Source organism: Streptomyces sp. NPDC060194 (assembly GCF_042728285.1).
Taxonomy (GTDB): Bacteria; Actinomycetota; Actinomycetes; order Streptomycetales; family Streptomycetaceae; genus Streptomyces.
This window is the reverse complement of the sequence record NZ_JBHWZH010000037.1, coordinates 18,546-39,716: the sequence shown is the minus strand read 5'-3', so window position 1 is coordinate 39,716 and position 21,171 is coordinate 18,546. Positions and strand designations below refer to the sequence as shown.

Annotated in this window: 17 protein-coding genes; 10 read left to right on the top strand and 7 right to left on the bottom strand. The window is 74.4% G+C overall.

Annotated elements, in window-relative coordinates; translation table 11 throughout:
• The first annotated feature begins 25 nt into the window (after positions 1–25).
• Both ACFWEG_RS11135 and ACFWEG_RS11130 read left to right on the top strand, forming a co-directional pair.
• Positions 26–1,813 carry an ABC transporter transmembrane domain-containing protein gene (locus ACFWEG_RS11135; RefSeq protein WP_387212170.1) on the top strand — a complete coding sequence of 596 codons (1,788 nt, stop codon included), beginning with the start codon at positions 26–28 and terminating at the stop codon, positions 1,811–1,813.
• Positions 1,810–3,579, top strand: coding sequence for an ABC transporter ATP-binding protein (locus ACFWEG_RS11130; protein WP_387212167.1), 1,770 nt, complete (start codon positions 1,810–1,812; stop codon positions 3,577–3,579). The genes ACFWEG_RS11135 and ACFWEG_RS11130 overlap by 4 nt, the downstream gene beginning before the upstream one ends.
• A gap of 78 nt (positions 3,580–3,657) precedes the next feature.
• On the opposite strand, the gene ACFWEG_RS11125 is transcribed toward ACFWEG_RS11130, so the two are convergent.
• The 3 genes from ACFWEG_RS11125 to ACFWEG_RS11115 are packed head-to-tail and all read right to left on the bottom strand — an operon-like array spanning position 3,658 to position 4,882.
• The gene (locus ACFWEG_RS11125; protein ID WP_387212164.1) at positions 3,658–3,852 is read right to left on the bottom strand and encodes a hypothetical protein; all 195 of its coding nucleotides are present in this window, start codon (positions 3,850–3,852) and stop codon (positions 3,658–3,660) included.
• A 42-nt stretch (positions 3,853–3,894) separates the two neighbouring features.
• Positions 3,895–4,662, bottom strand: coding sequence for a DUF4239 domain-containing protein (locus tag ACFWEG_RS11120; RefSeq protein WP_387212162.1), 768 nt, complete (start codon positions 4,660–4,662; stop codon positions 3,895–3,897).
• A 16-nt stretch (positions 4,663–4,678) separates the two neighbouring features.
• Positions 4,679–4,882: a hypothetical protein gene (locus ACFWEG_RS11115; protein ID WP_387212159.1), complete on the bottom strand. Its 204-nt coding sequence runs from the start codon at positions 4,880–4,882 to the stop codon at positions 4,679–4,681.
• Between the two features lie 674 nt (positions 4,883–5,556).
• Here ACFWEG_RS11115 and ACFWEG_RS11110 point away from each other — a divergent pair.
• The 3 genes from ACFWEG_RS11110 (at position 5,557) to ACFWEG_RS11100 (ending at position 9,745) form a co-directional block, all read left to right on the top strand.
• Positions 5,557–6,537, top strand: a complete 981-nt coding sequence (locus ACFWEG_RS11110) for an SCO0930 family lipoprotein (RefSeq protein WP_387212156.1) — start codon at positions 5,557–5,559, stop codon at positions 6,535–6,537.
• A 236-nt stretch (positions 6,538–6,773) separates the two neighbouring features.
• Positions 6,774–7,586 (top strand): SAM-dependent methyltransferase, encoded by an 813-nt coding sequence (locus tag ACFWEG_RS11105; protein WP_387212153.1) that lies wholly within the window; start codon positions 6,774–6,776, stop codon positions 7,584–7,586.
• A complete protein-coding gene (locus ACFWEG_RS11100) occupies positions 7,583–9,745 on the top strand; it encodes a putative bifunctional diguanylate cyclase/phosphodiesterase (RefSeq protein WP_387212150.1) in 2,163 nt (720 codons plus the stop codon). The genes ACFWEG_RS11105 and ACFWEG_RS11100 overlap by 4 nt, the downstream gene beginning before the upstream one ends.
• Positions 9,746–9,770: 25 nt before the next feature.
• On the opposite strand, the gene ACFWEG_RS11095 is transcribed toward ACFWEG_RS11100, so the two are convergent.
• Positions 9,771–11,477 carry an alpha/beta hydrolase gene (locus tag ACFWEG_RS11095; RefSeq protein ID WP_387212147.1) on the bottom strand — a complete coding sequence of 569 codons (1,707 nt, stop codon included), beginning with the start codon at positions 11,475–11,477 and terminating at the stop codon, positions 9,771–9,773.
• A 395-nt stretch (positions 11,478–11,872) separates the two neighbouring features.
• On the opposite strand from ACFWEG_RS11095, the gene ACFWEG_RS11090 reads away from it, so the two are divergent.
• The gene (locus ACFWEG_RS11090) at positions 11,873–12,766 is read left to right on the top strand and encodes a MerR family transcriptional regulator (RefSeq protein ID WP_387212197.1); all 894 of its coding nucleotides are present in this window, start codon (positions 11,873–11,875) and stop codon (positions 12,764–12,766) included.
• 22 nt (positions 12,767–12,788) lie between these two features.
• On the opposite strand, the gene ACFWEG_RS11085 is transcribed toward ACFWEG_RS11090, so the two are convergent.
• Positions 12,789–13,679: a LysR family transcriptional regulator gene (locus ACFWEG_RS11085; RefSeq protein ID WP_387212144.1), complete on the bottom strand. Its 891-nt coding sequence runs from the start codon at positions 13,677–13,679 to the stop codon at positions 12,789–12,791.
• Positions 13,680–13,761: 82 nt separating this feature from the next.
• On the opposite strand from ACFWEG_RS11085, the gene ACFWEG_RS11080 reads away from it, so the two are divergent.
• From ACFWEG_RS11080 to ACFWEG_RS11070, 3 genes are read left to right on the top strand one after another with little or no spacing between them, the layout of a single operon-like run.
• Complete coding sequence (locus ACFWEG_RS11080) at positions 13,762–14,541, top strand: succinate dehydrogenase (RefSeq protein WP_387212141.1); 780 nt, start codon at positions 13,762–13,764, stop codon at positions 14,539–14,541.
• 1 nt (position 14,542) lies between these two features.
• Positions 14,543–16,492, top strand: coding sequence for a fumarate reductase/succinate dehydrogenase flavoprotein subunit (locus ACFWEG_RS11075; protein WP_387212138.1), 1,950 nt, complete (start codon positions 14,543–14,545; stop codon positions 16,490–16,492).
• Positions 16,489–17,238, top strand: a complete 750-nt coding sequence (locus tag ACFWEG_RS11070; RefSeq protein WP_387212135.1) for a succinate dehydrogenase/fumarate reductase iron-sulfur subunit — start codon at positions 16,489–16,491, stop codon at positions 17,236–17,238. The genes ACFWEG_RS11075 and ACFWEG_RS11070 overlap by 4 nt, the downstream gene beginning before the upstream one ends.
• A gap of 105 nt (positions 17,239–17,343) precedes the next feature.
• Here ACFWEG_RS11070 and ACFWEG_RS11065 read toward each other — a convergent pair whose 3' ends face one another.
• A complete protein-coding gene (locus ACFWEG_RS11065; protein WP_387212132.1) occupies positions 17,344–19,635 on the bottom strand; it encodes a glycoside hydrolase family 3 N-terminal domain-containing protein in 2,292 nt (763 codons plus the stop codon).
• A 142-nt stretch (positions 19,636–19,777) separates the two neighbouring features.
• Between ACFWEG_RS11065 and ACFWEG_RS11060 the strand changes: the two genes are divergently transcribed.
• Complete coding sequence (locus ACFWEG_RS11060) at positions 19,778–20,383, top strand: TetR/AcrR family transcriptional regulator (RefSeq protein ID WP_387212129.1); 606 nt, start codon at positions 19,778–19,780, stop codon at positions 20,381–20,383.
• Between the two features lie 12 nt (positions 20,384–20,395).
• On the opposite strand, the gene lepB is transcribed toward ACFWEG_RS11060, so the two are convergent.
• Complete coding sequence (lepB, locus tag ACFWEG_RS11055; protein ID WP_387212126.1) at positions 20,396–21,157, bottom strand: signal peptidase I; 762 nt, start codon at positions 21,155–21,157, stop codon at positions 20,396–20,398.
• Positions 21,158–21,171: the final 14 nt, after the last annotated feature.

Genomic DNA, 21,171 nt, shown 5'->3' with positions numbered 1-21,171 from the left:
GGGGGCCGCCGATAGGGTCGGTGAGGTGATCACGGCGACGGCGCGGTCCGAGGAACCCGAACAGCGCGGCCCCGCGCGCTACCTGTGGTGGCTGGCCCACCGCCAGCTCCGCCGGGTCCTGACCGCCTCCGTGCTCGGCACCCTGTGGATGGCCGGTCTCACCCTTCCGCCGTACCTGCTGTCGCGGGCGATCGACGACGGGCTGCGGGCGGGCGACTCCGGCGCGCTGTACGCCTGGACGGGGGTGCTCGCGGTGTCCGGGGTGGTGACCGGACTCGTCGGGATGCTGCGGCACCGCACGCTCACCCACATCCGCATGGACGCCACCTTCCGCACCGTCGGGGCCGTCGTCCGGCAGTCGACCCGGCTCGGCGGCGCGCTCACCCGGCACGTCAGCGCGGGCGAGGTGGTCGCCATCGGCATCACCGACGTGCAGCGCGTCAGTTCGGCGCTCACCGTCGTCGGGCCCGGCGTCGGCTCGTTCCTCGCCTACTTCCTCGTCGCCGGGCTCCTGTACGCCGTCTCGCCGCTGCTCACGGTCATGGTCCTGCTCGGCGTGCCCGTCATCGTCCTGCTCCTCGGCCCGCTCCTCGGGCGGCTGGAGTCCGCCGAGCGCGGCTACCGCGAGCGGCAGGGCGCGCTCACCGCCCGCATCGCCGACCTCGTCGCCGGACTGCGGGTCCTCAACGGACTCGGCGGCAAGGAGCTCTGCGCCGCCCGCTACCGCGCGGCCTCGGACGCCACCCGCGCCGAGGGCTACCGGGTCGGCGCGGTCAACAGCTGGATCCAGGCGCTCGGCGTCGGGCTGCCCGCCCTGTTCGTCGCCGCCGTCACCTGGCCCGCGGCCCGGATGGCCGCCCGCGGCGAGATCAGCGTCGGCGAACTCGTCTCCGTCTACGGGTACGTCGCCGTCCTGGTGATCCCCGTCTTCTTCTTCATCGAGTGCGGCGGGCAGATCACCCGCGGCCTCGTCGCCGCCCGGCGCATCACCGACTTCCTGCGTCTGCGCGCGGACGACTCCGGCGACCCGGACGGCACGTCGGCGCCGATCGACGCCCCCGCCGGGCCGGCCGTCCTGTACGACCCCGAGTCCGGCGTCGAGCTGCTCCCCGGCCGGCTCACCGCGCTCGTCACCGCCCGCCCCGCCGACGCCGCCGCCGTCGTCAACCGCCTCGGCCGGTTCGCCCCCTCCGACGCCACCTGGGGCGGTCTGCGCCTCGACGGCCTCGACCTTCCCCAGGTCCGCGCCCGCATCCTCGTCGCCGACAACGAGGCCGACCTGTTCGCCGGCACCCTCCGCGAGGTCGTCGCCGGTCGGACCGACCCCGCGGAACTCGACGAGGAGACCGTCGCCGCGGCCTTCCGCACGGCCGCCGCCCAGGACGTCGTGGCCGGGCTCCCGGCCGGCCTGGACGCCCCGGTCGACGCGCAGGCCCGCAACCTCTCCGGCGGCCAGCGCCAGCGGGTCCGGCTCGTGCGCGCACTGCTCGCCGACCCCGAGACGCTGCTGGCCGTCGAACCCACCTCAGCCGTCGACGCGCACACCGAGGCGGCTGTCGCCGCGCGGCTGCGCACCGCGCGGGCCGGGCGCACCACCCTGGTCACCACGTCCTCGCCGCTCGTCCTCGAACAGGCCGACACCATCCACTACCTCGCCGACGGACGCGTCGCCGCGACCGGCACCCACGGCGGCCTCCTGCGCGCCGAGCCCGGCTACCGCGCGCTGGTGGCGCGCGAGGCGGAGCCCGACGAGGCGGTGGGGCCGGCTCCCGTCCCGCCGGCCCGCCACCACGCCGAGGAGCTCCCGCGATGACCTCCCCGCTGCCCGTCGCCGACCGGCCGCACGTCCGCCGGGCCGCCTGGTCCCTCGTCCGGCGGGACGGCCGCGCCTTCTCCGTCGTGCTCGTCCTCAACGGACTCGCCGCCGCCGCGGGACTCGTCGGCCCGTTCCTCCTCGGCCGGATGATCGACCGGATCGAGGCGGGCGCCGGGACCCGGGACGTCGACCGGTTCGCCCTCGCCCTCCTCGGATTCGCCCTGCTCCAGTTCGTGCTGGTCAGATACGCCCAGTACCTCGGCCACCGCTTCGGCGAGCGCACCGCGGCCCGGATCCGCGAACGGTTCGTGGACCGCGCGCTCGCGCTGCCCCCCTCCACCGTCGAACGCGCGGGGACCGGCGACCTCGCCGCCCGCGGCACCGCCGACGTCGACCTCGTCGGCACGACCCTCCGCGACGCCGCCCCCGACATCCTGATCGCCTGCGTGCAACTGGTCCTCGTCGTCGGCGCGGTCTTCGTCGTCGCCCCGGTGCTCGGGGCGAGCAGCTTCCTCGGGCTGCTCCTCGCCTGGTGCGTCGCCCGCTGGTACCTCCGCCGCGCCAGGGACGCCTACCTGGACGAGGGCGCCGCCAACTCAGCGGTCGCCGAGGTGCTCGCCGCCACCGCCGCCGGAGCGCGCACGGTGGCCGCCCTCGGCCTGGAGGGCCGGCGGATCGAGGCGTGCGCGACGGCCGTCGCCGCGTCCCGCCGCACCCGCATGCGGACCCTGTTCCTGCGCAACGTCCTCTTCCCCGTCGTCGACAGCGCGTTCGTCCCGCCACTCGCCGCCGTGCTGCTCGTCGGCGCACCGCTGGTCGAGAACGGAACGCTCGCCCTCGGCGCGGTCGTCGCCGCGGCCCTGTACCTGCGGCAGATGGACGACCCGCTCAACGTGATCCTCCAGGGCGTCGAGCAACTGCAGAGCAGCGGCGCCGCGTTCGCCCGCGTCGAGGGCCTGGCGCAGGCGCCCACCACCGAGGCCGCCGCCGACCGCGCCCCCGCCGACGACCGCATCGAGGTCACGGGCGTCCGCTACGCCTACCCCGGCGGCCCGGACGTCCTGCACGACGTCTCGCTCACCGTCCGCCCCGGCGAACGGCTCGCGGTCGTCGGCCCGTCCGGCGCGGGCAAGACGACCCTCGGCCGGCTGCTCGCGGGCATCGACGCGCCGTCCGCCGGGTCGGTGACCGTCGGCGGCGTCCCGCTCGCCGAGCTGGGTCCGGAGCGGCCGCGCCGGCAGGTCGTCCTGGTCACCCAGGAGCACCACGTCTTCCTCGGCACGCTGCGCGACAACCTGGTCCTCGCCGCTCCCGACGCCACCGACGACCGGCTGCGGGCCGCGCTCCACGCCGTCGGGGCCGACTGGGCCGACGAACTGCCCGGCGGCCTCGACACCGAACTCGGCCCGCACGCCCACCGCCTGGACGGCGCCCACTCCCAGCAGCTCGCCCTCGCCCGGGTCGTCCTGGCCGATCCGCACACCCTGATCCTCGACGAGGCCACCGCGCTCCTCGACCCCGCCACCGCCCGCCACACCGAACGCGCCCTGGCCGCCGTCCTCGCCGGCCGCACGGTCATCGCCGTCGCCCACCGGCTGCACACCGCCCACGACGCCGACCGGGTCGCCGTCATGGCCGAGGGCCGACTCGTCGAGGTCGGCCCGCACGACGCACTCGTCGCGGCGGGCGGCGCGTACGCGGCGCTCTGGAACTCCTGGCACGGCACGGGAACGGGGCCCGCCCCCGATCCCACCCCGCGGTAGCAACGGGGGCCCTGGGAGGCCGAGGCGCGCTGAACCGGCCGGGGCCGGCTCTCCCGACGGGGGGGAGCCGGCCCCCGCTCACGCCGCCGTGACCACCTCCGCCCGGACGGCCGCCGCCCACTCCGCGACCAGCTCTTCGTAGTGCTGCCGGCGTTCTCCGGTGAGATGGCCGGGTCCGCGCAGCCAGAGCGCGCGGATCTCCTCGTTGACGGCCGCCGCGGGGCGGACGGGGGTGGCGGGACGGGACTCGGGTGACACCTGATGCGAAGTCATGTCCGAAGACTAGACGCGACCACTGACAACGGGGTTACGGCGTCATGTCCTCGCCACATCGGGGAAGAGCGTCAGGAACGGGTCGGCCGTCGCCGCCAGGCCACGGCTGAACGGCGAGTCGAAGTCCCAGATCAGGAACAGCAGGAACGCGATCAGCGCGGAGAACAGCCCCGCCAGGAGCAGCTCCCGCGGCGAGTTCCGGATCTGCAGGGCGAAGACCATGCCGACGGTGACCAGGGCTCCGATGACCAGCCCGAACCACACCACCCCCGGCATCGTCGAACTCGCCGACTGCCCACGGGCGTTGCGCGCCTCGTCCGCCGCCGCCACCTGGTCGACCAGCGGCTGGTACGCCTGCCCCTCGTGGTCCGTGCGCGGCACGTAGTCCGTGACGTCCCGCCGGACCTTCTCCAGCAGCGCCGTGCCCTTCGCGGAGAGCTGTCCGGTGTCCGCCATCGTCCGCCACTCGGAGTCCACGACGTGCGCCACGTACGCGTCGACGTCGGCCCGGATCCGCTCCCGCACCTCCACCGGGTAGACCTCCGCGCGCCGGTCCACCTCGTACAGCGCCTGCGCCTCGAAGCGGACGTGCTCCTGCGCCGCGCCCCGCCCCTCCCAGACGCCGGCGATCGCGAGGCCGAGGACGATCGCGTAGACCACGCCGATCATCATCGTCATGTACTCGATGACGTCCGGCGTCTCGTCGGGGACGTCGGCCGCGCCGGCCCGGCGCTGTTTGAGGACGGCGATGGTCAGGACGACGGCGCAGGCGGCGGCCATCGCGATGCTGAGGACGAGCCATTCCGACATGGGGGATCTCCGGGGGTCAGCGGGGACGCAGGGCGGCGACCGCGAACACCGCGGGGGCCATGATGAGCAGGACGAACGTCGTCGTCGACGTGCCGCCGCGCGGCACCTGACGGACGGCCTTGTGGTACGTGGGGATCGCGACCGGCCGCGGTGAGGCGGTGGGCGCGGGCCGCGGCGCGGGGGCCGGCGGGGGCGCGGGCGGTGGGGGCGTGGCGCCCACGGGCGGGGGCGGCGCGGGTGCGCGCGGGGGCGGCGGGGGAGTGGGGGCCGGCCGCACGGGCGGCGGGACGGGCTCGGGCTGGGGCTCGGGCGGGGGTGTGGGCCGGGGGGCCGGGGCGGGCGGAGGGGCCGGAGCGGGGGAGGGCGTGGGCGTCGGCTCCGGGGTCGGCTCGGGGCGCGGCGCGGGCGTCGGCTCCGGCGGCGGCTCCGGCGGCGGGGGAGTGGGCGACGGCGGTGGCGGCGGTTCGGGCGTCGGGCAGTCCCCGGCCACCGCGACCGCGACCGGCCGCCCGTCCGGGCCGCCTCCCACGAACGCGCACGCGTCGGCCCGCGCCGGCGGCGCCGAGCCGAGCAGCGCGAGCGCGAGGACGCCGGCGGCCGCCCACCGGCGGGCGGCCGGCGCGCGGGGGCGATCAAGCGGACAAGGTCGTTCCGATGCGTGCACGAGAGGGATCATCGGCGCCCCCGCAGGACGGCTCGCCGGGATCCGCGGCGAAGTCCCACGAAGGAGGGAGGAGGTCGGGACGTGCTTTGACGCCCCGAAACCGCATCCCGCGAAAAAACTTCCCCGCGCGTTGAACACCCCCCGTCCGTCCGCCCGTACCTAGGGCCAGACGCGACGGGGCGGCCGACGGCCGGTCTCGACACAACCTCGCAAGCCCAATGGAGTTGACGATGAACACCTGGCGGAACGCCTCACTCGCGGTCTCCGCGGCGGCGATGCTGGTCCTGACGACGGCGTGCGGTCAGGACCAGGGCGGCGAGAGCACCAACGGCCAGTCGGTCGGCAACGCCGTCCAGCAGCCGGCCCAGGACGGCGGGTACGACTACGGGGGCGGTGGCGGCGCTGCGGCCAAGGCGGAGCCGGCCGGCCAGCTCGCGGTCCTGAACAGCAAGGAACTCGGCAAGGTGCTGACCGACAGCAACGGCATGACGCTCTACCGCTTCGACAAGGACACCGCCAAGCCGCCGAAGTCCACCTGCGAGGGTGACTGCGCCAAGGCATGGCCCGTGGTCGCCGCCGGCGACGTCACGGCCGCCCCCGGCGTGGACGAGTCCCTCCTCGGCGAGGTCACGCGCAGCGACGGCACCAAGCAGCTCACCGTCGGCGACTGGCCGATGTACCGCTACGCCGAGGACAAGGAGCCCGGGGACGTGAAGGGCCAGGGCGTAGGCGGCACCTGGTTCGCCTCCTCGCCCGAGGGCAAGAAGGCGGCGGCGAGCGGCGGGGGCGGCGCGGAGGACGGCGCGGCCGAGGAGGGCGGCGCGGAGGACGCCGAGGCCGCGGGCGACCTGCCCGGCCTCTCGACGCGCAACGACCCGAAGCTCGGCGAGATCGTCGTCGACAAGAACGGCATGACCGTCTACCGGTTCAAGAAGGACTCGGCCTGGCCGATGAAGACGGCCTGCGTCGACGACTGCCTGGACAACTGGCCCGTCGTCGAGCCCGTCGCGAAGGGCGACACCGATGGCATCTCCCAGAAGGGCTACGTGACCTTCAACCGTCCCGACGGGCTCAAGCAGCAGACCATCGACTGCTGGCCGCTCTACACCTACGCCGGCGACCAGAACCCCGGAGAGACCAACGGGCAGGGCGTCGGCGGCACCTGGTACGCCGTCACCCCCGAGGGCAAGCTCGTCGGAGCCACCAAGTAGGGAGGTCTCCTCTCCCGGCGAGCCTCCCGGCCCGCGACCACACCCTCCCAGTGGTCGCGGGCCGGCCCCGTGCTCCCGGGGGCCGGAGCGACGTGCGGGAGGGCCCGGGACCAGGGTCAGTACGGCCGGGTGTGACGCAGTCAGGATCACCAATTTCCGTTTTCCCTCGCCCTGTTGCAGGAGTGGTAAGTAGCCTTCGCCTCGAACACCGGATCGCGGAAGCGTGGGAGAGAAACATGGAGCGACCCGCCTGGGCGCCGCAGGGCATCGACATATCCGTGCCGAGCGTGTCCCGTATCTACGACTTCTACCTGGGCGGTTCGCACAACTTCGAGGTGGACCGGGAAGCCGCGCGGCGGGCCATGGAGTTCGTGCCGGGCCTGCCGAAGGTGATGCAGGCGAACCGCGCGTTCATGCACCGCGCCGTCCGCTATGCGCTCGCCGAGGGCGTCACCCAGTTCCTCGACATCGGCTCCGGCATCCCCACCTTCGGCAACGTCCACGAGGTCGCCCACCAGGGCGACCCGGACTCCCGGGTGGTCTACGTCGACCACGACGCGGTGGCCGTCGCGCACAGCAAGGCGGTCCTCCAGGGCCGCGACGACGCCACCGTGCTCGCCGCCGACCTGCGCAGGCCGCAGGAGATCCTGGACTCGCCCGAGGTCGGCGAACTGCTCGACCTGAAGCAGCCGGTCGCGCTGATGCTGGTCTCCGTCCTCCACTTCGTCGAGGACTCCGACGACCCCTACGGCGCGGTCGCGGCCCTGCGGGACGGCCTGGCCCCCGGCAGCCTGCTGATCCTGTCGCACGCGTCCTCCGAGACCGTCCCGGTCCCGCCCTCGGAGGTCGACGGGGCGGTCAAGGTCTACAACGACATCCGCAACCCGCTCGTCATGCGGCCGGCCTCGGAGGTGGAACGGTTCTTCACCGGCTTCGAGCTGGTCGAGCCCGGGCTGGTGAAGATGCCGCTGTGGCGGCCGGAGTCGCCCGTCGAGCTGGAGGACCCCTTCGCCTTCTCCGGATACGCCGGTGTGGGGCGCAAGGCGTGACCCCGGGATCGGTGGGGCCCGCGGCGGACACCGCCGAGGCCGAGGACAGACTCAGGCGGTTCGCCGTCATATGGAGCCGGGCGGTCTTCCCCGTGACCGCGTCGTCGCTGACCCGCGCCGAGCTGGAGGAGCTCCTCCTCCCGCTCGCCCGCCAGCTGCGGGAGGGGCTGGTGCGGCGCACGTTCGCGCCGGAGGAGGCCCGGCAGGTCGGCGCCGCGCTGATCGCCGCGCACTGCACGGACCCCGACGCGCTCAGCCGCACGCTCGACGTCGTCGACGCCTACCTCGTCCTCTACTGCGGGCCCGGTGACGGCCGCGACGCGGAGGAGAACCGCCACCGCAGCGCCCGCCTCCAGCACGCGGTCGCGGCCGGCTTCGCCCAGGCGCTGCGCGACCGCACCCGCAGCGAGCAGGAGTCCATCTCGCGGGCCGCGCTCTCCGCCCACCACGAGGTCGCCGCCGCGCTGCACGCCAGCGAGGCCCGCTTCCGGACCGTGTTCGAGGACGCGGCGATCGGCATCGGGATCGCCACCCTCGACGGCTCCATCGTCGAGGTCAACGAGGCCATGGTGCGCATGTTCGGCGTCCCCTCGCACGCCATGCGCGGAAAGCGGGTCACCGACTGGACGCACCCGGACGACGCGCCCGGCGTCTGGCGCCAGTACACCGAACTGGTGCGCGGTGAACGCGAGCACTTCAGCGTCGAGAAGCCCTTCTACCGGCTCGACGGCACCGTCCTGTGGACCAACCTCACCGTGTCGCTGCTGCGCGACCACGAGGGCAACCCGCAGTACCAGCTCGCCCTGATGGAGAACACCACCGAGCGCCGGCTGCTCAACCTGCGGCTGCGCTACGAGGCCACGCACGACGCGCTCACCGGGCTGCCGAACCGGACGCTGTTCTTCGAGCGCCTGGAGAAGGCGCTGGCCGCCGGCGACGGCCGCCGCTTCGGGCTCTGCTACCTCGACCTCGACGGCTTCAAGACCATCAACGACAGCCTCGGCCACGCCGCCGGCGACCAGCTGCTCGTGGAGGTCGCCGACCGGCTGCAGGCCTGCGCCACCGCGCCGGGCGAGATGGTCGCCCGGCTCGGCGGCGACGAGTTCGTGGCCCTCACCACCGGCAGCGACACCGCCGCCGCGGTCGACGAGCTCGCCGGCCGCATCCTGCACGCCCTCTCCGCGCCGGTCCGCATCGAGGGCCGAGAACTGTCCGTACGGGGCAGCATCGGCATCGTCGAGGGCCCGGCGGGCGGCGAGCGCGGGGCGGCGGAGGTGCTGCGCAGCGCCGACATCACGATGTACCGGGCCAAGGCGGCCGGCGGGAACCGCTTCGAGCTCGCCGACGCCGAGGCCGACGCGCGCGCGATCACCCGGCACGGGCTCACCACCGCGCTGCCCGCGGCCCTGGAGCGCGGCGAGTTCTTCATCGAGTACCAGCCGCTGGTCCGGCTCGACGACGGCGGGGTGCACGGCGCCGAGGCGCTCGTCCGCTGGTCCCACCCCCAGCACGGGGTGCTCGGTCCCGACCGGTTCATCCCGCTGGCCGAGCACACCGGGCTGATCGTCCCGCTCGGCCGCTGGGTGATGGACCAGGCCGTCCGGCAGGCCCGCGCCTGGCAGCTCGACCACGCGATCGAGGGCCCGCTGCGGCTCAACGTCAACCTCTCGCCGCACCAGCTGCACCACCCGCGCCTCGTCGCCGACACCGTCGACACCCTCCAGCGCGCCGGGCTCGAACCCTCCGCCCTCTGCCTGGAGATCACCGAGAGCGCGCTGATCGGCGCGGACGAGGACCTCCTGAAGCCGCTGCGCCGGCTGGCGGAGATGGGCGTCGACATCGCGCTGGACGACTTCGGCACCGGCTACTCCAACCTCGCCAACCTGCGGCGGCTCCCCGTCAGCGTCCTGAAACTCGACCGGTCCTTCACGATCGGCATGCAGCAGCACCCCCCGGATCCCGTCGACGTGAAGATCGTCGAGGGGATCGTCTCGCTCGCGCACAGCCTCGAACTCGCCGTCACCGTCGAGGGCGTCGAGACGGGCGCGCAGGCCGAGCAGCTCCGCCTCCTCGGCTGCGACACCGCCCAGGGCTGGTACTACGCCCGCCCCGGCCCGGCGGACCAGCTCCACGCCCTGTCCCTGGTCGACGCGAGCTGACGGGCGCGGCCGGTTGTCCCAGATGTCATGAACCTGCCGCTTCGAGGTGGCCGAGGACGGCGCGCATCGCCCGCCGGACGCCGTCACGCGCCTCCTCGGTGCGGTCGACCGTCTCGAAGCCGTGGTGCCCTTCCGGCACGTCGACGACCTCGACGTGCGCCCCGCAGGCGGTCGCCGCCGCCAGGAACGCGGTGACGGTCGCCGCGATCTCCGGCAGCTCCCGGCCGACGCGGGTCACGACGACGGGCAGCCGGCCCGCGCGGCCGATCGCCTCCGCCGGGCGGAACCGGGAGTCGGACATGCCCCAGCCGGGCAGCGGGGCCAGCACCGGGTACGACGCCGCGACGCAGCGCAGCCACGGGGGCGGGTCCGCCAGCGGCTCGGCGGCGAGCAGTCCGCCGCCGGAGAAGTACCACAGCGCGATCCGGTCGCCGTCCACGCCCGGGTGCGCGCGTACGGTCGCCACCGCCGCCGCCACGTCCGCGGCGGCGCGCTCGTGGTCGGCCGGCCCGTGCAGCCGGTGGTCCAGCACCGCCCCCACCGCGCCGAGGCTCGCCGCGAGACGGGCCCAGCCCAGGTAGCCGGGCCACTCCCGCGGCGTCGGTCGCGCCGTCTCGGGCACCGGGCCGCCATGCACGAGGACGATCGCGGGGCGGGGGCCGTCCGCGCCGGGCAGGTGCAGGTCGACGCGCCCGATCCGCTCGCGGGGCGCGACCGGCGGATCGAGGACGAACGGCCGCAGGTGCGGCGGGAGTTCACCGCCCGGCGCGGCGATCCGCCGGCCCTCGTCGGCCGCGGCCCGCACCAGCAGGCGGGCGAGGTCGCCCGGTGCGGACAGCATCGGCCAGTGTCCGGTGGGCAGTTCGAAGAACCCCGTCCCGGGGCGGGCCAGCGCGGCCATGCGCGGCTCGCCGATCCGCACGAGGTTCTCCACCAGTGCGATGCTCGACCCGTTGGCCGTGCACAGGACGCCGGTGGTCGGCAGACCCGCCGCCGCGCCGGTGAGCCGCAGCGGCTGCACGAGCGTGGCCACGGGGTGCGGCACGGCTCGTCGGCTCAGCCGCGACAGGTCGCCGTCCGTGAGGCCGTCGGTGCTCCCGTGCCGGTGCCACTCGTCCTTCGTGGGCGGCTGCACGCCGCAGGGGGCCGAATCCTCGCGAGCGGCCGAAGAGCCCGGTGCCGCTGGGTGTGAAGGCGCCGGGTGCGAAGCCGCCGGGTGGGCCGGTCGGTCGGTGTCACCGTGCAGCACTGCGGGACGCTGCACGGCGGCGGGCGACGTGACCGTCTCGCCGTGCGGGCCTTCCCCGCCGCGCTCCATGTTCCGTCCGGCCGGGTCGGCCGTCGGCCCGGCGTGCCCCTGCCGGTCCGTGCCGCCCGGCCCGGCCAGGCGGGCCGCCTCCTCGCGGAGCCCGGCGACGGTGAGGAGTGCGAGCGCCGGTTCGCCGTCCCCGGGCGGGGCGGTGTCGACGTACACGATCCGCGCCACCCGTCCCGGCCGCCGGTCGGCCGCGCCCGTCGCGGGCAGGACGCCGTACCCGTGCCCGACGAGGACGACGTCCGGAGCGTCCAGCGCGTCGATCAGCCCCACCACGTCGGCGATGTGGGTCTCCAGGTCGACGTCCGGCGGCGCGTTGCGTGCGGCGGCGTACGGCTCGGCGGGGCCGGGGCGTTCGGCCGCCGGATCCGTCGTCCGCGCGCCCGGCCCCGCCGCGGTCGTGCTCCTCGGGCCCATCGAGGGCGCTTCCGCAGGCGGAAGTCGGTCCGGTCGCGCGTGCGCGCTGACGGACCGGTCCGCCTGCCCCGTCTCCCGGGGCCCCGGCCCGGATACGCTCTCCGGGCCGGCACGGCCCACGCGGGCTGCCTCCGACCTCTTCGGGCCCGCCCTCCCGGCCGCCCACTCGGCCGCGCCCGGGGCGCCCCGCTCCAGCCCCGTCAGGGTCACCGCGTACGCCTCCGCCCCCGCCGCGCGCAGCCGGGCCGCCGTGTCCTCCCAGACCCACCCCCCGGTGTGGACCCCCGCGACCAGCACGAACACCGTCATCCCGCTCTCCCTCCAGGCGTCTGCCGGGCCGTCCCGGCTCGCGGGTACGGTAGGAACTCCCCCAGCGGGAGGTTCAAGTGGACGGTCTGTGGAGCATCGGGGAGCTCGCCGAGCGGGCGGGGGTGACCGTCAAGACCGTGCGCTACTACGCCGACCGCGGGCTGCTGCCCGTGGCGGCCCGCAGCGGTGGCGGCCACCGGCGCTTCGGGCCCGACGCGTTGGACCGCCTGCGGGAGATCCGGTCGCTGCGGGCGCTCGACCTGCCGGTCCCCGCCGTCGAGCGGGCGTTGGACGCGGAGGACGCGCTGGGCGAGGCCCTGGGCGCACAACTCCGGCAGGTGCAGGAGGAGTTGCGTGGCCTGCGCTGGCGCGAGGCGGCACTGCGGCTGATCCACGACAGCCCGATGGGCGAGCGCGCCGAGCGGCTGCGGCTGGTCGGCGCGGTGGGGCCGGTGCCCGGTACGGACGCGGTGGCGCGGTTCTGGCGGCGGTGGCTGCCACCGCGGATGCCCGCCCGGCTGGTGTCGGAGATCCTCGACCAGGCCGTCCCCGGGATCCCCGCCGACCCCACTCCCGCCCAGGTCCTCGCCTTCGCCCGCCTCCACGCGCTCGTCGCGAGCCCCTGCGGCCCCGGCGACCGCGACCGGGGCAGGCCCGCCGCCCACCGCGGCCCCGGCCGCCCCGCCGTCCTCTACGCCGGCCTCGGCGAGGCCTACGCCCTGGCCGCGGCCGCCATGCGCCGCGCACCGGCGCCGCACGCGGGGGAGGCCCTGGACTGCTTCGTCGCCGCCTACGCCGCGGCCGCGGGCGTGCGCGACACCCCGGACTACCGCCGCCGCCTCGCCGCCACCCTGGCGGCCGACCCCCGCATCGACCGCTACTGGGACCTGGCGGCAGACCTCTGGGGCCCGTCGGTCACCACCCCGGGCGCGGCGCACGACTGGCTCCTCACCGCCCTGCACGCGGAGTCGGCCGCGTAGCCCGCCGGGATCGACCCCGCGCCTACACCTCCACCACCGACCGCAGCATCCGCCGCAGCTCCCGCGCGGCCCGCGGAGGGGCCACGTCGCTGCGGTGGGCGAGGGCGATGGTGCGGCTCAGGCCCGGGCGGGCGAGGCGGGTGACCCGCAGCCCCGACGCGGGGCGCTCGGCGACCATCCGCGGCACCACCGCGAGGCCGAGGCCGGCGCGGACGAAGCCGAGGACCGCGTCCATCTCGCCGCCCTCGACGGTGAAGGACGGCTCGAAGCCCGCGGCCCGGCAGGCGGAGACGGTCAGGTCCCGCAGGTCGTAGCCGTGCCGGAACATCACGAGCGGGTGGTCGCGGAGCGCGGCGACGCGGACCGTGCCCGCCCGCCCGGGGGCGGGGGAGTCCGGCGAGGAGACGACGACGAGGTCCTCGTGCAGCAACTCCAGCGTGGTGAGCGCCGGCGCGGGCGACGGCAGCGGGAGGACGATCAGCGCCAGGTCGAGCGCCCCGCGGGCCAGTCCCCGCACCAGGTCGTGCGAGCCGCCCTCCTCGATGAGCAGCCGCACCCCCGGGTGCCGGTCGTGGAAGTGCCGCAGCACGTCCGGCAGCAGCCCGGTGCACAGCGACGGCGTCGCCCCGAGCCGCACCCGCCCCCGTTTCAGCTGTGCGACCTCGCCCACCTCCTGCCGGGCGGTGTCCGCGTCGGCGAGGATCCGCCGGGCCAGCGGCAGCAGCGCCTCCCCGGCGTCGGTGAGCGCGATGTTGCCCCGCGCCCGGCTGAACAGCTCCGCCCCCAGCTCCCGCTCCAGCGCCCGGATCTGCTGCGACAGCGACGGCTGGGCGACGTGCACCGCCTCGGCCGCCCGGGTGAAGTGCCGGGTCTCCGCGACCGCCACGAAGTACTGGAGCTGTTGGAACTGCATGGGCCCAGCATAGGCGGACCCTATGGACATCACCTGATTCATGTCTTGGATCTCTGGTGCCGATGTACCTACCGTGAAAGACATGGCATCGGCAACGCGTACGGACCGAGGGCGCGACCAGGCACGTACGGATCAGGGGCGGGGGCGGCAGGGACAGTCGCCCCCCGGCACACCACCGCGGCGGCCCTCGGCCGTCCGCACGCTGTGGGACTCCACCATCGGCAAGAAGGTGATCATGGCCGTCAGCGGCCTGGTCATGCTCGCCTACGTGGTCGCCCACATGCTCGGCAACCTGAAGATCTTCTTCGGCAAGGGGGACTTCAACGGCTACGCGCACTGGCTGCGCACCATGGGCGAACCCCTCCTGCACCACGAGTGGGCACTGTGGATCGTCCGCGTTGCCCTCGTCGCCGCCGTCGTCCTGCACGGCGTCTGCGCCTACCAGCTCAGCCGCCGCGACCTGAAGGCCCGCCCGACCGCGTACGCGCACAAGCGCCGCCGCGCGAGCTATGCGACCCGCACCATGCGCTGGGGCGGGATCATCCTCGCCCTGTTCATCGTCTGGCACATCCTCGACCTGACCACCGGCACCGCCCACCCCGGCGGCTTCGAGCACGGCAACCCCTACGACAACGTCGTCGACACCTTCTCCACCTGGTACGGCAACGTCGTCTACATCGCCGCCGTCACCGCCCTCGGCCTGCACGTCCGGCACGGCTTCTGGAGCGCCGCGCAGACCCTCGGCGCCGGCAACGCCACCCGCGACCGCGCTCTGAAGGCCGTCGCGAACGCCCTCGCCCTGGTGCTCACCCTGGGCTTCGTCTCCGTCCCCGTCGCCGTCATGACGGGATTGGTGAACTGACATGACCGCCTACGCGCGCTACACCACCGGCGCCCCCCTGACCGACGAGAAGGCCCCCGAGGGCCCGGTCGCCGAGCGCTGGGACACCCGGCGCTTCGAGGCGAAGCTGGTCAACCCCGCCAACCGCCGCAAGCACACCGTCATCGTCGTCGGCACCGGCCTCGCCGGCGGCTCCGCGGGCGCGACGCTGGCCGAGCAGGGCTACCACGTCGTCCAGTTCTGCTTCCAGGACTCCCCGCGCCGCGCCCACTCCATCGCCGCCCAGGGCGGCATCAACGCCGCGAAGAACTACCGCAACGACGGCGACTCGATCCACCGCCTGTTCTACGACACCGTCAAGGGCGGCGACTTCCGCGCGCGGGAGTCCAACGTGCACCGGCTCGCCCAGGTCTCCGTCGAGATCATCGACCAGTGCGTCGCCCAGGGCGTCCCCTTCGCCCGCGAGTACGGCGGCCTGCTCGACACCCGCTCCTTCGGCGGGGTCCAGGTCAGCCGCACCTTCTACGCCCGCGGCCAGACCGGCCAGCAGCTGCTGCTCGGCGCCTACCAGGCGATGGAGCGGCAGATCGGCGCCGGGAACATCGAGCTGCACCCGCGCACCGAGATGCTCGACCTGGTCGTCGTCGACGGCCGCGCCCGCGGCATCGTCGCCCGCGACCTGGTCACCGGCCGGATTGACACCTACTTCGCCGACGCCGTCGTCCTCGCCAGCGGCGGCTACGGCAACGTGTTCTACCTGTCGACCAACGCCATGAACTCCAACGCGACCGCGATCTGGCGCGCCCACCGCCGGGGCGCCTACTTCGCCAACCCCTGCTTCACGCAGATCCACCCCACCTGCATCCCGCGCACCGGCGACCACCAGTCGAAGCTCACCCTGATGAGCGAGTCGCTCCGCAACGACGGCCGGATCTGGGTGCCGAAGGCCAAGGGCGACGACAGGCCGGCGAACGAGATCCCCGAGGACGAGCGCGACTACTACCTGGAGCGCATCTACCCCTCCTTCGGCAACCTCGTCCCCCGCGACATCGCCTCCCGCGCCGCGAAGAACGTCTGCGACGAGGGCCGCGGCGTCGGCCCCGGCGGCCAGGGCGTCTACCTCGACTTCGCCGACGCCATCTCCCGGATGGGTCGCGCCGCCGTCGAGGCCAAGTACGGCAACCTCTTCGACATGTACGCGCGGATCACCGCCGAGGACCCGTACGAGACGCCGATGCGGATCTACCCCGCCGTCCACTACACGATGGGCGGGCTGTGGGTCGACTACGACCTGCAGACCACGATCCCCGGCCTGTTCGCGATCGGCGAGGCCAACTTCTCCGACCACGGCGCCAACCGGCTCGGCGCCAGCGCCCTGATGCAGGGCCTCGCCGACGGCTACTTCGTCCTGCCGGCCACCATCAACGACTACCTCGCCCGCAACCCCCACACCGGCGACCTCGACGACGACTACCCCGCCGTCGCCGAGGTGCGGGCCGGGACCGAGGACCGGCTGCGGCGGCTGCTGGCGGTCGACGGCGACCGCACCCCCGACTCCTTCCACCGCGAGCTCGGCGAGCTGATGTGGGAGTACTGCGGCATGGCCCGCACCGAGGAGGGGCTGCGCAAGGCCCTGGAGCGCATCCCGCAGATCCGCGAGGAGTTCTGGCGGCGGATCAAGGTCCCGGGCACCGGCGAGGAGTTCAACCAGTCGCTGGAGAAGGCCAACCGCATCGTCGACTACCTGGAGCTCGCCGAGCTGATGTGCCTCGACGCGCTGCACCGCGCCGAGTCCTGCGGCGGCCACTTCCGCGAGGAGTCCCAGACCCCCGACGGCGAGGCCGAGCGCCGCGACGAGGAGTTCGGCTACGTCGCCGCCTGGGAGTTCGCCGACACCGGCGAGGCCCCCGTCCTGCACAAGGAAGACCTCGTCTTCGAGTACGTCCACCCCACCCAGCGGAGCTACGCATGAAGCTCACCCTGCGCGTCTGGCGGCAGAAGAACGCCGACGCCCCCGGCGAGATGGTTCCCTACGAGGTCGACGGCATCTCGGAGGACATGTCCTTCCTGGAGATGCTGGACACCCTCAACGAGGAGCTCATCCTGCGCGGCGACGACCCCGTCGCCTTCGACCACGACTGCCGCGAGGGCATCTGCGGCGCCTGCTCGCTCGTCATCAACGGCGACGCCCACGGGCCCGAGCGGACCACCACCTGCCAACTCCACATGCGGTCGTTCAGCGACGGCGACACGCTCGACGTCGAGCCGTGGCGGGCGCAGGCCTTCCCCGTCGTCCGCGACCTGGTCGTGGACCGCAGCGCCTTCGACCGGGTCATCCAGGCCGGCGGCTACATCACCGCCCCCACCGGTGCCGCCCCCGAGGCGCACGCCACCCCGGTGCCGAAGCCGGACGCCGACCTCGCCTTCGAGAACGCCGAGTGCATCGGCTGCGGGGCGTGCGTGGCGGCCTGCCCCAACGGCTCGGCGATGCTCTTCACCGCGGCCAAGGTCACCCACCTCAACGTGCTCCCGCAGGGCGCGCCCGAGCGGGAGACCCGGGTGCTCGACATGGTCGCGCAGATGGACGCCGAGGGCTTCGGCGGCTGCACCCTGACCGGCGAGTGCGCGACCGCCTGCCCGAAGGGCATCCCGCTGCCGTCGATCGCCGCGATGAACAAGGAGTGGCTGCGCGCCACCCGCAAGGCGCCGCGGCGCTGACCAGACCGCGGGTCCCGGGCGGCGGCCCACCGGACCCGCGGTCCTCCCCGGAGGCCCCGGACGCGTCCCCCCACGTGTCCGGGGCCCCCGCACACCTCGGCCGGCTCAGTCCTTGACGGTGAACCCGGCCCGCAGCAGCGCCTCGTCCCGCGACGACGGGCCCACGAGCAGCTCGAACGCCCCCGCCTCGACCACCCGCCGCCCCTGCGCGTCCACCAGCGTGCAGTCCGCGACCGGCACCTCCACGACGACCTCCCGCCGCTCACCGGGCGCGAGCCGCACCTGCCGATACGCCTTCAGCTCCTTCTCCGCCCAGGTCACCGACGTCACCGTGTCGCTGACGTACACCTGCACGGTCTCCAGGGCGGGCCGCTGCCCGGTGTTCGCCAGCGTGACCTTCGCCCGTACGGTGTCGGCCCGGCCGACCGACGCGGTGAGCACCTCGAGGCCCGAGTATTCGACCGTGGTGTACGTCAGCCCCTCGCCGAAGACGAACGCCGGGCTCTGGGTGAGGTCGGCGTACCGGGTGCCGTGCTGGCCGCGGACCTGGTTGTAGTACGTCGGCTGCTGGCCCGCGTGCCGGGCGTAGGAGACGGGCAGCCGCCCGGACGGCTCGATCAGGCCGAGCATCAGCTCCGCGACCGCCCGGCCGCCGAGCATGCCCGGGTTCGCCGCGTGGACGACCGCCGCCGCCCCGAGCACGGACGGGGGCAGGACCAGCGGCTTGGAGCTGATGACGACGACGACCAGCGGCTTGCCGGTCGCGGCGAGCGCGTCGAGCAACGCGACCTGCCCGCCGATGAGTTCGAGCGTGGCCGTGGACCGTCCTTCGCCGACCAGCTCGATCCGGTCGCCGACGACCGCGACCACGTGGTCCGCGGCCTCGGCGGCCGCGACCGCCTCCGCGATCAGCTCCGCGTCCGGCTCGGCGGGCACGACGACCTCGGGGCGCGGCTGCCCGTCGGGGAAGAACGCCCCCTCCGGGTCGGGGCCGACGGTCAGGATGTCCGCGCCGCGCGCGTGGACGACGTCCCAGCCCGCGGGGACGTGCTCGCGGAAGCCGTCGAGCACGGTGCGGATCATGTGGCGCGGCTGCCCGTCGGGCATCCAGTCGATCTGGCCGGAGGAGCCCGCCCAGTCGCCGAGCTGTGTCTGGGCGTCGTCCGCGTTCGGGCCGATCACGGCGACCGTCCGCGCGGGCGCGGCGGCGTCACGGGCCACCGCGCGGCCGTCCGCGCCCGCGGTGAACCCGCCGGCCAGCGGCAGTGTGCCGTCGTTGGTCAGCAGCACCAGCGAGCGGCGGGCGGCCTCCAGGTTCAGCTCCGCGTGCTCCGCGCTGCCGATCACCGCCGCCTGCCGGGCGGCGTCCGGGTGGCGCGGGTTCTCGAAGAGGCCGAGCTCGAACTTGAGCGTGAGGATCCGGGCCACGGCCGCGTCGAGCTCCGCCTCGTCGAGCATCCCGGCCGCGACGGCCTCCTGGGCCCCCTCGAAGAAGCCCGGCGTCGCCATGATCATGTCGTTGCCGGCCCGGACGGCGGCCGCGGCGGCGTGCGCGTAGTCGGGGTGGATGCGCTGCTCCCACACCATCCGGCCGACGTTGTCCCAGTCGGTCACGAGCGTGCCCTCGTAGCCCCACTCGCCGCGCAGGACCTCGTCGAGCAGCCAGCTGTTGACCGTGATCGGCACGCCGTCCGTGGACTGGTAGCCCAGCATGAACGTCCGGCAGCCCTCCTTCGCGACCCGCTCGAACGGCGGCAGGAACCACGAGCGCAGCTTGCGCCGGGAGAGGTCCGCCTCGCTGGCGTCCCGGCCGCCCTGCGTCTCGGAGTAGCCGGCGAAGTGCTTCGCGCTCGCCAGGATCGCCGTCGGGTCCGAGAGGCCCTCGCCCTGGTAGCCGCGGACCATCGCCGAGGCCAACTCGCCGATCAGGAACGGGTCCTCGCCGAACGTCTCGCTCACCCGGCCCCAGCGCAGGTCGCGGGTGATGCACACGACCGGAGAGAACGTCCAGTGCACCCCGGTCGCCGCGACCTCGACCGCCGCCGCGCGGGCGACCCGCTCGACCAGCTCGGGGTCCCAGGTCGCCGCCAGGCCGAGCTGGGTGGGGTAGATCGTCGCGCCCTCCCAGAAGGAGTGCCCGTGGATGCAGTCCTCGGCCACCAGGAGCGGGATCCGCAGCCGGGTGCGGGCGGTCAGCTCCGCTGCCTCCCGGACCCGTTCCGGCGAGGCGTGCAGGATCGAGCCGGCGTGCAGGTCCGCCACCTGGTGCCGCACGCCGTCCTTGGCGTTCAGCTGGCACATCTGGCCGACCTTCTCGGGCAGCGTCATGCGTCCGACGAGGTCGGCGACGCGCTCGGCGACGGGCAGAGCGGGGTCGAGATAGGGCAGCAGAGGCACGGCGGGTCCTTTCGCGGCGGCGATCCCGTTCACCGTACGACGAATACCGACCTAGTGGTAAGTAGGTAACTGTGGGAATCTGAGACCGGCGACGGCGTTTTCCGGCCGTCGACGACGTAAGCGCACGTGAGGGAGGCGGCCGGTGACCGCGACGACGCGGCAGGGCTACGCGAAGGGCCGCGCGAAGCGGCGGGAGATCCTCGACCAGGCCATGAGCCTCTTCGGCGAGGTGGGCTACCGGGGGGCCTCCTTGCGGGTCATCGCCACCCGCTGCGGCATCTCCCACCCCGGTCTGCTCCACCACTTCCCGACCAAGGAGTCCCTGCTGCTCGCCGTCCTGGAGCACCGGGACGCCGTCGACGACGAGTGGCTCGGCGACCCCGCCGGCATCGACCGGCTGCGCCGGCTCGCCGACCTGGCCGAACTCAACGCCCGGCGGCGGGGGATCGTCGAGCTGTACTCGGTGCTCGCCGCGGAGGCCACCTCGGCCGGACACCCCGCCCACGACTACTTCGTGGACCGCTACCGCAACTCCGTGACCACCACCGCGCTCGCCTACGCCCAGGCCCGCGACGAGGGCGCTCTGCGGCCCGGCATCGATCCGGACACGGCCGGCAGCCAGTTCATCGCGCTCATGGACGGCCTCCAGGTGCAGTGGCTGCTCAGCGGCTGCGTGACGGACATGGCGGGGGTGCTCCGCGCCCATGTGCGGGCGCAGCTCACGGTGCCGTTCCCGGAGAGTCCCTGAGCGGCCCCGGGATCACCGCCCGTCGAAGGTGTCCGGCACCGGCAGCGTCGACCAGCGGTCGACCGGCCACGCGACCACGACGGCCCGGCCGACCACCTCGTCCAACGGCACCATGCCGTCGTGCTCGTCGCGGTGGTAGCGGGAGTCGGCCGAGGCCTGGCGGTGGTCGCCCATCACCCACAGGTGCCCCTCGGGAACCGTGACCTTGAACTGCCCGTCCGGGTCCGTGCTGCACGGCGTGTTGCCCGCGTACACGTAACCCTCCTCCAGCGCACGCCCGTTGACCTTCACCGGGCCCGTCCCCTCGCACTCGACGGTGTCCCCGGCCGTCCCGATGACCCGCTTGATGAGGTCCCGGTCCGCCGCCGACGGCATCAGCCCCACGAAGCCCAGCGCCTTCTGGACGGCCGTCTGCTCGACGACCGGCTGCGCGGCCAGCCAGCTGCCCGGGTCGTGGAACACCACGACCTCGCCGCGCTCCGGCTCGGATCCGAACCACGGCGTCAACTTGTCGACGAGTACCCGGTCGTTCTTCTGCAAGGTGCTCTCCATGGAGCCCGAGGGGATCGAGAAGGCCTGGAGCAGGAACGTCTTCACCAGGAACGCCAGGAACAGGGCGACGACCAGCAGGATCGGCAGCTCCTTCCAGAGCGGCCTGGGCTTGCGCTTCCCCTTCGCCCGCTTCCCGCCCGCGGGCGGCGGCGCCCCGCCCTCAGCCGCCTCCGGTCCCGCCCCCGGGACCTCCGACCGCGCGCCCACCGACAGATCGCCCACACCCACTCCTCGAA

Coding starts and splice junctions, on each gene's coding strand:
- ACFWEG_RS11130 (WP_387212167.1), top strand. CDS start 1,810: ATGACCTCCCCGCTGCCCGTCGCCGACCGGCCGCACGTCCGCCGGGCC.
- ACFWEG_RS11125 (WP_387212164.1), bottom strand. CDS start 3,852: ATGACTTCGCATCAGGTGTCACCCGAGTCCCGTCCCGCCACCCCCGTC.
- ACFWEG_RS11120 (WP_387212162.1), bottom strand. CDS start 4,662: ATGTCGGAATGGCTCGTCCTCAGCATCGCGATGGCCGCCGCCTGCGCC.
- ACFWEG_RS11110 (WP_387212156.1), top strand. CDS start 5,557: ATGAACACCTGGCGGAACGCCTCACTCGCGGTCTCCGCGGCGGCGATG.
- ACFWEG_RS11105 (WP_387212153.1), top strand. CDS start 6,774: ATGGAGCGACCCGCCTGGGCGCCGCAGGGCATCGACATATCCGTGCCG.
- ACFWEG_RS11095 (WP_387212147.1), bottom strand. CDS start 11,477: ATGGGCCCGAGGAGCACGACCGCGGCGGGGCCGGGCGCGCGGACGACG.
- ACFWEG_RS11085 (WP_387212144.1), bottom strand. CDS start 13,679: ATGCAGTTCCAACAGCTCCAGTACTTCGTGGCGGTCGCGGAGACCCGG.
- ACFWEG_RS11080 (WP_387212141.1), top strand. CDS start 13,762: ATGGCATCGGCAACGCGTACGGACCGAGGGCGCGACCAGGCACGTACG.
- ACFWEG_RS11075 (WP_387212138.1), top strand. CDS start 14,543: ATGACCGCCTACGCGCGCTACACCACCGGCGCCCCCCTGACCGACGAG.
- ACFWEG_RS11070 (WP_387212135.1), top strand. CDS start 16,489: ATGAAGCTCACCCTGCGCGTCTGGCGGCAGAAGAACGCCGACGCCCCC.